The 9905-nt window shown below is 57.5% G+C and carries 10 protein-coding genes; 6 read left to right on the top strand and 4 right to left on the bottom strand.

Translation table 11 applies throughout. The features are described from left to right. Positions 1 to 256: 256 nt before the first annotated feature. On the top strand, positions 257 to 460 hold the full coding sequence (locus tag ACYVHC_RS21655) for a hypothetical protein (protein WP_460615827.1): 204 nt from the start codon (positions 257 to 259) through the stop codon (positions 458 to 460). Positions 461 to 800: 340 nt separating this feature from the next. Continuing rightward, the gene (locus ACYVHC_RS21650) at positions 801 to 1598 is read left to right on the top strand and encodes a zinc metalloprotease (protein ID WP_460615826.1); all 798 of its coding nucleotides are present in this window, start codon (positions 801 to 803) and stop codon (positions 1596 to 1598) included. A 497-nt stretch (positions 1599 to 2095) separates the two neighbouring features. Here the strand turns inward: ACYVHC_RS21650 and ACYVHC_RS21645 are convergent, their stop codons facing one another. Beyond that, positions 2096 to 3262, bottom strand: a complete 1167-nt coding sequence (locus ACYVHC_RS21645; protein WP_460615825.1) for a fatty acid desaturase family protein — start codon at positions 3260 to 3262, stop codon at positions 2096 to 2098. 430 nt (positions 3263 to 3692) lie between these two features. On the opposite strand from ACYVHC_RS21645, the gene ACYVHC_RS21640 reads away from it, so the two are divergent. Both ACYVHC_RS21640 and opgC read left to right on the top strand, forming a co-directional pair. Beyond that, positions 3693 to 4481, top strand: coding sequence for an MBL fold metallo-hydrolase (locus ACYVHC_RS21640; RefSeq protein ID WP_460615824.1), 789 nt, complete (start codon positions 3693 to 3695; stop codon positions 4479 to 4481). Positions 4482 to 5014: 533 nt separating this feature from the next. Next, a complete protein-coding gene (gene opgC / locus ACYVHC_RS21635) occupies positions 5015 to 6139 on the top strand; it encodes an OpgC domain-containing protein (RefSeq protein WP_460615823.1) in 1125 nt (374 codons plus the stop codon). A 58-nt stretch (positions 6140 to 6197) separates the two neighbouring features. Here the strand turns inward: opgC and ACYVHC_RS21630 are convergent, their stop codons facing one another. Beyond that, positions 6198 to 7655: a hypothetical protein gene (locus tag ACYVHC_RS21630; RefSeq protein ID WP_460615822.1), complete on the bottom strand. Its 1458-nt coding sequence runs from the start codon at positions 7653 to 7655 to the stop codon at positions 6198 to 6200. Positions 7656 to 7794: 139 nt separating this feature from the next. Continuing rightward, positions 7795 to 7926, bottom strand: a complete 132-nt coding sequence (locus ACYVHC_RS21625; RefSeq protein ID WP_460615821.1) for a hypothetical protein — start codon at positions 7924 to 7926, stop codon at positions 7795 to 7797. A 304-nt stretch (positions 7927 to 8230) separates the two neighbouring features. On the opposite strand from ACYVHC_RS21625, the gene ACYVHC_RS21620 reads away from it, so the two are divergent. Both ACYVHC_RS21620 and ACYVHC_RS21615 read left to right on the top strand, forming a co-directional pair. Further along, positions 8231 to 8506 (top strand): hypothetical protein, encoded by a 276-nt coding sequence (locus tag ACYVHC_RS21620; protein WP_460615820.1) that lies wholly within the window; start codon positions 8231 to 8233, stop codon positions 8504 to 8506. Positions 8507 to 8575: 69 nt separating this feature from the next. Next, positions 8576 to 9619: a RepB family plasmid replication initiator protein gene (locus ACYVHC_RS21615; protein ID WP_460615819.1), complete on the top strand. Its 1044-nt coding sequence runs from the start codon at positions 8576 to 8578 to the stop codon at positions 9617 to 9619. A 40-nt stretch (positions 9620 to 9659) separates the two neighbouring features. Here ACYVHC_RS21615 and ACYVHC_RS21610 read toward each other — a convergent pair whose 3' ends face one another. Continuing rightward, positions 9660 to 9884 (bottom strand): hypothetical protein, encoded by a 225-nt coding sequence (locus ACYVHC_RS21610; protein WP_460615818.1) that lies wholly within the window; start codon positions 9882 to 9884, stop codon positions 9660 to 9662. Positions 9885 to 9905: the final 21 nt, after the last annotated feature.

Below are 9905 nucleotides of genomic sequence, written 5' to 3'. Positions count from 1 at the left end.
AAACTGCCGATCTCGTGTTACTCGATGCGAATCCATTGCTGGACATAACCAATGTCACGCAGATCAGCGGGGTTATGGTTCGCGGGCGGTGGTTTTCCAAAAAGGAAATAGACGAGAAATTGTCGGCGATAAAAAAGAAATACAAGAACTGACAACGCAGGCGTAATCACCCGCACGATTCATTTATTAGCGCTTGCTCGGGAGTTCAGGCCCGATGGAGCGATAGGGTGATGTTGGCCAGTCCTAGTCAAGCAACATGGCTGGCAGGAATAAGCCAGTAATCAACGACCACGCGGCGAAGGCAGGCCAGCCAGGCGAAGGCGCGCTCCGCAACCCAGCGCTGGGCCAGCGGCACGAAGCCGCGTGGCACTGGCAGCAGCAACTGGATACCTTGAAGGGGTTGGTAGCCCTCAACTTTAATGCCCGAGAAAGCTTAGGCACTCCCCGCGCACCTTACTGATCCGTTTCTATTTACGCAGCACCCAATTCCCAAACACGCGCTACGACCCGCTACTTTTTTTCTGCCTGATAAAGCCCGGAAGCTCTGTTCGGGGCTTTTGCTTTTAAGCCTTTCCAGCACCGGTTGGCAGGGAACGCAGCGTGATGGTACAGCAGCTAAAAACGCAAGTTGAACTCCTCAAGCTACCAAGCCACAGTCTGGCTAAGTTCTCCAAGAGGCGAAAGGACTCGCTCGTCTCTTACCAGTATTCGCTTTTTATCACCGGTGAAAATTAAAATAGTTATAGTATTAATATTTTAAATACATTGTAATATCATTCATCCTCACACAACCAGGTCTTATGAAAATTACTTCCTACCTCACAATGGCCGCTCTGGCTACCTTGACTTTAGCCAGCGGCTGCTCCGAAAAAGAAGCCGTAGTAAACACGTCCAAGGAAATCAGCGCCGATGCCCTCAGCCAGATTCGGCAGTTGGGCTTTAGTACCGCCAATGTGCAGCGCGATGAAAGCGGCAACTACTTGGTAGAAGGTGACATTTTGCTGAGCCCTGAGGAGCTTGACCGTGGCGCCGCCACCAAGTTGCTGCGCGTAGGCGATGCCGAACAATATCGGACGACCAACTTGGTCAAGGGCCCCCGCAACATATCCATCAGCGTGTCGAGCCAGCTGCCTTCGGCCTATGTGACGGCCATTGATGAGGTAGTACGTCGGTACAATGCCCAGAACCTGACCATCACGTTTAGCCGAGTGGCCTCGGGCGGCAACATCAACGTAGTGCGGGCCAGCGGCAGCTACCTGGCCTCGGCGGGTTTTCCCACCAGCACGGGCAGCCCGTACAATCAAGTGAAGGTGAACTCGCGCGCTATCGGCACGGCCAACCCGACTACTTACATTGCCACGATTCTGGCCCACGAAGTAGGCCACTGCATCGGCTTCCGCCACACCGACTACATGGACCGCAGCTACAGCTGCGGCGGTGCTACCTCTAACGAGGGGGCCAGCACCGTGGGCGCTATCCTGATTCCCGGCACTCCGGCCGCTGCCGACCCGAACTCCTGGATGCTGGCCTGCATTGGCTCGGGCCAGGACCGGCCGTTCAACGCCAACGACCGCACGGCTCTTAGCACCTTGTACTAGCTGGCCCACTGGCCTATCCGGCGTTCTCCGCGTTGGAGACCCGTACCCCATAACAGCGCCGCCGCGGATGATCCGCGGCGGCGCTGTTTCATTATGCCCCCTTTTATCGCTTGCCACTTCCGGCGGAAACCTGCCGTGCTGCTGCCGGTTGGCCGGCCTTATCCCGTGCCGGCAGCAGGGTACCCCAGCAGTTCCCTTTTTAACTTTAAACAACGATGATTTCCGCAGGGTGCACCCGGAACGGCTAGGGCGGCGGCCGGTTAAACGGGATGCTGGTGGCAAACCTCAGCGCACCGGGTGGCAGAAGCGGTTGAAAGCCCAGGACTCGGAGCCCAGGTCATTACAACGTACATTCTCTAGTTTTCCCTGCTGGTGGTCGTGATCGACACTACCCGCAATAACCTACCCCGGGCCGGGCGTAGCCGAAATCCCTGGAAGCATCCTATCCCTGGTGGGGTAGGGGAGAAGGTATGGCCGCTCTACTTGCCGGTCCGGCTTTAGGCCCGGCCATCGCTTAGCAAGCTAACTTCGGCCGCGGGGCGGGCTACGGCAGGCTCGGCTGGAGCGTCTGATTTGCCCGCAACGGCTTTCGGCCGGCCGAGTTGGTGGAGCATGCGGTAGTGGGAGCGGAGTGCCCCGGCAAAAGAAGCATTCTCCAGGTAGGGCAACCCGAACTCCTGCGCCGTCTGCCGGACAATGCCGGCAATGGCCGGGTAGTGAATGTGGCAGATGCGCGGAAACAGGTGGTGCTCAATCTGCCGGTTTAGCCCCCCGCACAGAAAGCCGGCCACCGCACTGCGGGGCGAGAAGTTGGCGGTGGTCCGCAACTGGTGCACGGCCCAGGCTTCCTGAATTTCGCCCTGGTCGGTGGGCTCGGGAAAGGATGTGCCTTCCACTACGTGGGCCAGCTGAAATACCAGGCCCAGTACCAGGCCCTCCACAAAGTGCAAGCCCAGGAAGCCCAGCACCAGCTGCCACCAGGTGATGGGCAGCACCAGCAGGGGCAAGACCAGAAACAGCCCGTAATACAGAAACTTGTACAAAAACAGGTTCACGTACTCCTGGCGGGGGTGGCGGGTGACGTGCTCACCGATCTTGGGCTGAAAAAACTTGACGTAGTCCTTGCGCAGCACCCAGGATAGGGAGGCCAGGCCGTAAATCGGAAAGGCGTACAGGTGCTGAAACCGCTGCCAGGGGCGCACGGGCTCCTGCTCCGAGAAGCGGATCAGGCCCGGGGCCACCTCAATATCCTCGTCGTGGCCGGGGATGTTGGTGTAGGTATGGTGTACGATGTTGTGGGTAATGGTCCACACGTAGGGGTTGGCGCCAATGAGGTTGAACAGCAAGCTGAACACTTTGTTGACGTGCTTGTTGGCCGAGAAGGACCCGTGCAGGGCGTCGTGGCAGACGTTAAAGCCGATAAAGGCGCAGGTAGCCCCCAGCAGGCCCGCGAGCCCCAGCATTCCCCAGGGTCCAAACTGCCCGGACAGGATCAGGCCGTAGAGCCCGACAAAGGCAGTCAGAAAGAAGATGGTTTTAAACCACATGGCCCCGTTGGCGTGACGGGAAAGCTGCCGCTCCTGAAAGTAGGCATCGACCCGCTGGCGAACCGTTGCAAAAAAGGTTGACCGGGAGGGGTTGGTAAATTTAAGACTACTGCTCATGAACTGGGAAAGAGGGATGGTGCGCAAGAACAGCTCACACTGCCTCAGTCACAAAGTAAGGGTAGGAATGGCTAACCTGGCCAGCCGGCAAAAGTTAAAAAGCTAAACGGTTGGTTGGCAGGTGGCCCGGGACCCCGGCTTACGGCAAGCGCTACGCTACCTAACCAGCCGGCCCGGGATAATGGTTCGGTTAGCCCTCTAATACTCTGCCGGGGGCGCCAGCGTTGTCAAGCGGCCCCCGGCAGCTTCACTGATTCCGACCACCCGGCAAGCGATAGTAGATCCGGCCGGCGGGGGCGGGGCGGCGGGTTGCGTTGAACTTGTGCGCCCTGGCCGGGTTATTGTCTCGCTTTTCGGTGGCTTTTCCTGCTTTAGCGGGCCGGCCGCCAACCCTATCCCGTACTACCCCTAACCCATCCGGCAGAAAACCATGAAATTTACCTTACTACTTACGGCCGCGCTGGCTGCTTGTACCGCGCAGGCCTCGGCCCAGACAACCACCGCGGCCGCGCCGCCGCGCGTGGCCGCCGACCAGATCAAAACCAGCAGCGGCCCGCTTACCGTGCAGCCCATCACGCACGGCAGCGTGGTATTCACTTGGAATGGGAAAACTATTTACGTGGACCCTTACGGCGGGGCGGAATCCTACGCCGGCCTGGCCGCACCCGATATCATCCTGATAACTGACATTCACGGCGACCACATGGACCCGAAAACGCTGGCGGGCCTTCCCGTGGGCAAGGCCTTGCTGGTAGTGCCCCGGGCCGTGGCGGAGAAGCTGCCGGCCGAGTATAAGCCCCAGGTACGCATCCTCAGCAACGGCCAGCAGCTGGACACGCTGGGCCTGAGCATCGGGGCCATTCCCATGTACAACCTGCCCGAGGCCGCCGACGCGATGCACCCCAGGGGCCGCGGCAACGGCTACGTGCTGGGCCTGGGCGGCAAAAAGGTGTACCTCTCCGGCGACACGGAAGACATCCCCGAAATGCGGGCCCTGAAAAATATCGACGTGGCGTTTGTGTGCATGAACCTGCCCTACACCATGGACGTGAACCAGGCGGCGCAGGGGGTGCTCGCTTTTAAGCCGGGCATCGTGTACCCGTATCACTACCGGGGCCAGAACGGTCTGAGCGACGTGAGCAGCTTCCAGAAAACCGTCAACTCGGCCAATAAGAAGATTGACGTTCGGCTGCGCAACTGGTATCCGGCGGCTCAGTAAGGCAGCTTCCTCCCCACTATAAACGTGCGGTTAGGCCCCTGGGCCTGGCCGCACGTTCTTTTTTGCGCCCCTGCCCGCAGGTGGGTCCTAAGCGGAACCCCCTGCCTGGGTAGTCCGGCCGCGGGTCCGTAACCCGAAGCGCGGTGGGGCACCCGCCAAAGCTCGGCGCGAGCGGCCGGGTCTGGCTACTGGCCCGCGGGCAGCAACTACCTTCTGTTTCCAACTCAGCCCTGAATGGTGGGTTTTGCACTAGTTTTATACAAATTATAATTAGTATAACAACATTATCTTTTGAGTCATGCTGGAAATCCAGTACTTTTCGCCCTCGCTTACGCTGGGTCCGCCGGTTACCACTGGCCCGGCCGGCGTAAGCTGAACCGTTGAGCTAAGGCCCCCCGTATTCAGGGCCCCCTATACATCCACCCGTTTGCCCACCTACCTGTTGGCCGCCGCGGCTTCCGCTAGTGAGCAGCTATCTTCTGATGCACCTGATACGCTTGCTGCTATCTACTCACCTTTAAGCCCTACTGGTAATGGAACGCAATCAGCAGTTGGATTTTTTTAGGGGGGCCTTTCTTATTCTGATCACCGTAAATCATTTTTTATCCGAGAATAATATCATCCGCTATTTCACGTATGAATTTATTGGTTGGGTAACGGGAGCGGAAGGTTTTGTATTTATCTCGGGGCTTACCCTCGGCCTGGTGTACACCCGCAGCTACGACCATAAAAATGCCGGTTTCATTTCCACCCTGGCATTTAAACGCTCCTGGCTGATTTACAAAAATCACCTTGGCATATTGCTTTTAACGGTGCTGCTGCTCAACGCAATCGGTCCGCTCCGGGATTACTGGAATTCCACCTACCCGCTCATCACGGAAAAGCCTTTTTTGTCTCTTCTCCTGGGGGTTATCCTGCTGTACGAGCCCATTTACCTGGACATTCTGCCCATGTATGCCATTTTCATGCTGTTCGTGCCGGTAATCATCAGGGGGTTCACCAACGGTAAAATCTGGCTTATCTTACTGGTATCCGCGGTTATCTACCTGCTGGGCACGCTGACCAGCCTACCGCTGCTGCCCCCGCCTCATTTCCTGCCCGACTACGTTGATGTCGGCTTTTTCGATTTGCTGTGCTGGCAGCTGATATTTGTGCTGGGAATACTGGTAGGGTTTCTCCACTATCACGGCAAAACCCAAGGCCTGCTAAACAGCAGGGTCCTGGTGTGGACCTCCGTGATCCTGTGCCTTACCTGTTTTGTTTTCCGGCACCTGGAAACCACTTTTCCCCAGTTCAATTTTGGTATTTTAATTAGCAAGAATCATCTGGGCCTGTTTAGAATACTTAATTTTTTAGCCCTTTTCAATATCGTTGCCTTTGTGGCCAACAAGAAAGTGAATTGGTTTAAAAATGAAATGGTGGAGGGCCTGGGTAGAAATTCCCTGAATGTGTTTTTGCTGAATATTCTTATTCTGATCCTGCTTAAGCCAATTCAGTCCTATTTTGATTCCTTGTATTATTTTAAGGTCAACCATTTTTTTTACTTCTATCCCGTTAGCTTGCTGCTGCTGGTTACCCTGGTGATACCCACTTCCTATTTGGTACCGTTTTTCAGCGACCGGCGGCGCATAAAACACTCCCAGCGCGTATCAGCCTGACGGGCGCTGCCGGGCCGGGGTCCCTTAGCGGTCCCGGCCCGGCACATTAACTCCCGGCCTAGTGCTTACACAGGCAGGGCCCCTTATCAATCGGGCGAAAGCGCACCAGCTTGGCCAGCAGCCAGTTGTGGGGAACCAGCAGTTCCGGCTGGTTGCTGACGCCCTGCGTTACGCGCAGGGTGTAGGGATGCTGGTTGCGCACATACCGGGCGTAGAAATCGGTGTCGGCAGCACTAACGATGCGCTGGAACTCAAAGAAGGTGATCAGCTGATGATCCGCCACAAAGGGCTTGAGCGTTTCCAGGTTGGTATCCGAGATATCAACCAGATCATGCTCCAGGGAAGTAAGCTGCAGGGTCGCGGGCAGCAGGAGGTGATTGCTGATCCCACCTTCGGTTCGCAGGTTGCTGAACATGGAAAAGCTGGTCTGCGTTTTCAGGCCCAGGTAGGGGCTCATGCCGTTGAAGAGCACCAGCAGGGGGATCAGCCAGAAGGCCGCGGGCCGGATCCCAAACTGCAGGGCGGACTGCTCCGGGGCCAGGTGGCTCCGGCTGATGATCAGGCCGTAGACCGTCATGTAAAGCAGCCCATACAGCAGCCACACCCACAGCCCCACCAGGGTAAACCAGTAGTTGATGTAGTTGGCGTGGGAGGCGCTAAACCAGGCAATCAGGGCCGCCGCTATTACTCCCCCTGCGGCCACCACCTGAAGGCGGCCCACCAGCAGGGGGACGTTTTTCGACCAGCCAGAGGCCAGCGCCTGGACCTGCTCGGGAAATTGGGGCGGGAAGAAAAGCGTGTAGATGCCGAACAGCATGGCGGAAAAGCTGTAGAGGCCCACGTGCGGGTGGATGGCCAGAAAGTAGTGAAAGCCGCACCCCAGGATGATGCCCAGAAACCGGGTGCGGCGAAAGCACAGAAACAAGGGGATGGCGGCTTCCACCACCAGCGTACCCCAGACGGCCAGCCACTGCGCCCCCAGGCTCTGGGGCAGGAAAGGCAACCGGCCGGAGTAGCCACTCAGCAGAAAAGTGCTGCAGCTGATATTCACGTTGAAGTAGTCCCAGTTAAGCTTGTGCAGGACGGCGTAGAAATACAGCACCAGCAAACTCAGGCGCACAAAGGGCGCAAAGGCCTGAAACAGGGCCGCCCGGGCCTCGGGCGTGCTCCAGGCGGCCGCCTCCCCCCGCTGCGCATACCCGCGCGCCAGGGTCCAGGAGAGCGCCAGAAACATGCCGGTGTTGATGATAAACTCAAACGTGATGTGATTGGGAGCCATGGGCATCCAGTCAAAGGTGTTGGCCATGCTACAGCCCAGCATGAGCAGGAAGAACCCGATAACGTGGGGCCGCCACAGCACCAGGGCCGCGGCCAGCAGCAGGGCAAAGCTGAAGAAGTGATGCGAGCTGACCCGGTCAGTGAAGCTTAGCACGTGCAGCACATTGGCCACTGCCCAGACAAAGCAGAAAAGCGTAAGTCTGTCAAACCGGCTCGGGGAGAGAGTCAGGGAGTTCATGGTCCGCAATGTTATTTGTATAATTTTATCTAAAATAAATATTATTATATTTTTAATCGTATCCTAACCTTCGCGGAAATATTTTGGGAAGCGCCGCCTCTTCCCTCGTGGTGCCTAAGGTTCCGCGAACGGGTCAGTCTTACTGCCGGCCGCCCGAGCTGCTGCTGGCGGCCGGTCCGTCGCCGAGCCCGGTGGTAAGAGCGGTGCCATTTTTCACGTAGATGGGGACCAGAAGCCGGGGCGAGGGTGGGCAGGGGAAGCGTGGTGCCATTTTTCACGCAGATGCCCGGCAAGATCTTTTCGCCTGCCTTGCGGGTCTTTTCCGCGGCTCCGGCAGCGTAAATACTGGCCGCCCAACGCCTTAAACAGGATTTTCCGCCCGACCCGGCCCTTGCCGGGAAATGCGCGGGAAGAGTTTAGATTTTTCAAAAAAAGACTGAACCTCTTCTGTTTTCTTAAGCTATTCTTAACTATTCTATATTCAGGAGGCCATAAGTAATTGATAAATAGGTATTTGAGGGCGTTATCTGCGTGAAAAACGGCACTCTGCTGCGTGAAAAACGGCACTCTATTACGTGAGAATTGGCACCACCTGCGTGAAAAGCGGCACCCTATTGCGTGAGGAATGGCACCACTACGTGAAAAACGGCACCATCTGCGTGAAAAGCGGCACTGTATCTGATGGCCGGGGCCGGGCCAGGATCGACGTGAAAACTGGCACTCTGCTTTCCCGCAATTTCTACCTGCGTGAAAACCGGCACTTTAGCCGGCGGGCGATCTGCGTGAAAAACGGCACTCTGCCGCGTAAAATGATCTGCGTGAAAAATGGCACTGCCATATCTTTTACGTGAATACACATCTATTTTCACGTAGATCCGTCTATATTCGTGAACCCTCCCGACCCCCCGTTCCTGCTCCCTATGGCGTCACGTGCTGTTGTTGTTCCTCCGCAATACCCCCGCGCCTACCAGGCCAACGCGCTGGTGCGGGCCCCGCTTAAGCTCACCCACGTGGAAGCGCGCATCTTTGCCCTGGCTCTAGGGTGCATCCACCAGGACCAGACCGAGCTGCCCGGCATTTCCATTCCCCTGAACCGGGTGATGACCCACAAGAAGGGAGGCAGCATCTACGAGACCATCCGCGACGCCTGCAAGAGTTTGATGTCGAAAGTGGTAAGCATCGAGTCCCAGACCGGAAACAAAAAGCGATTTACGGCCTACTCCATTATCAGCTACATTGACTTAAACGAGGGCACGGGCTTTCTGACCGGTAACTTTGCCCCGGAGATCAAGCCCTTTCTGCTGCAGCTGGCGGAGCAGTACACCCACGTGGAGATTGAAACCCTGCTGACGCTTAAGTCCGCCCATGCCCATCGCCTGTACTGGCTGCTCAAGTCCTGGGATGACGTGGGGCTTTGGGAGGTGGACTTTGACACGCTGCGCAAACAGGTGCTGGGGGATGACAACGACGTAACCTACACCCTGTTTTACGACTTTAAGCGCTACGTGCTGGAGCCGGCCCTGCGGGAGCTGCACTCCCTGGGGTGGATGGTCACCTACGACCCGCTCAAGGAAGGCAAAAAAGTACGGGGAGTCCGCTTCTCCATTCCCAAGCCGCTGGCCCGCCTGGAAGGGGGGGAGGAGCCCCTGGTTACGCCCAAGAAGGCCCCAGGCAAATCCCGGCCGGCCGAGAAGCAGATGAGTCTGCCCCTGGCCATTGAACTGCCCACGCTGCACCAGCGCATTGTTACGCGCCTGCAGAAGCTGAAGATGACCCCGGCCCAGATCCAGCACGTGCTGGAGTTCATGGGCGATGACGAGGCTAGGATCTCCCGCCTGATGAAAGTTACCCATCCCCTGCTGCGAGACTTTGAGGCGGGCAACAAAGTTTTTGACAATCTGGGCGGAGCAGCCACCAACCTGCTGAAAACCGAGTTTCCCGGGCTGTACCCCGTGCTCCGGTAGCCCGGCCGCTCCCGCGGCCGGCAAAAATTTACGCGGGCGGCTATTCGGCCTTTTCCACGGCCGCCTGAATAAGGTCAGCGGCGCCGAGGGAAGGATGGTGGGTAAGTAAATCCAGGCAGGTGCGCTGCAGCTGGGCATCCTGCGCCAAGCTTAGCTGCCGGTGCTGCAGGTAGTAACCGGCTACCAGCTGGGATAGCAGCACGGCCGCCGTAGAGTGGCGGGACTCGTGCAAGGCCGCACGAAAAGCAACTTCAGTTTCAGACATGGCGCAAAGCAGTTGGCTTAG

Source organism: Hymenobacter seoulensis (genome assembly GCF_054780535.1).
The sequence above is the reverse complement of the archived record's forward strand: the minus strand, read 5'-3'. Positions and strand labels throughout refer to the sequence as shown.

Coding starts and splice junctions, on each gene's coding strand:
- ACYVHC_RS21655 (WP_460615827.1), top strand. CDS start 257: ATGGCTGGCAGGAATAAGCCAGTAATCAACGACCACGCGGCGAAGGCA.
- ACYVHC_RS21650 (WP_460615826.1), top strand. CDS start 801: ATGAAAATTACTTCCTACCTCACAATGGCCGCTCTGGCTACCTTGACT.
- ACYVHC_RS21645 (WP_460615825.1), bottom strand. CDS start 3,262: ATGAGCAGTAGTCTTAAATTTACCAACCCCTCCCGGTCAACCTTTTTT.
- ACYVHC_RS21640 (WP_460615824.1), top strand. CDS start 3,693: ATGAAATTTACCTTACTACTTACGGCCGCGCTGGCTGCTTGTACCGCG.
- opgC (WP_460615823.1), top strand. CDS start 5,015: ATGGAACGCAATCAGCAGTTGGATTTTTTTAGGGGGGCCTTTCTTATT.
- ACYVHC_RS21630 (WP_460615822.1), bottom strand. CDS start 7,655: ATGAACTCCCTGACTCTCTCCCCGAGCCGGTTTGACAGACTTACGCTT.
- ACYVHC_RS21625 (WP_460615821.1), bottom strand. CDS start 7,926: ATGGCACCACGCTTCCCCTGCCCACCCTCGCCCCGGCTTCTGGTCCCC.
- ACYVHC_RS21615 (WP_460615819.1), top strand. CDS start 8,576: ATGGCGTCACGTGCTGTTGTTGTTCCTCCGCAATACCCCCGCGCCTAC.
- ACYVHC_RS21610 (WP_460615818.1), bottom strand. CDS start 9,884: ATGTCTGAAACTGAAGTTGCTTTTCGTGCGGCCTTGCACGAGTCCCGC.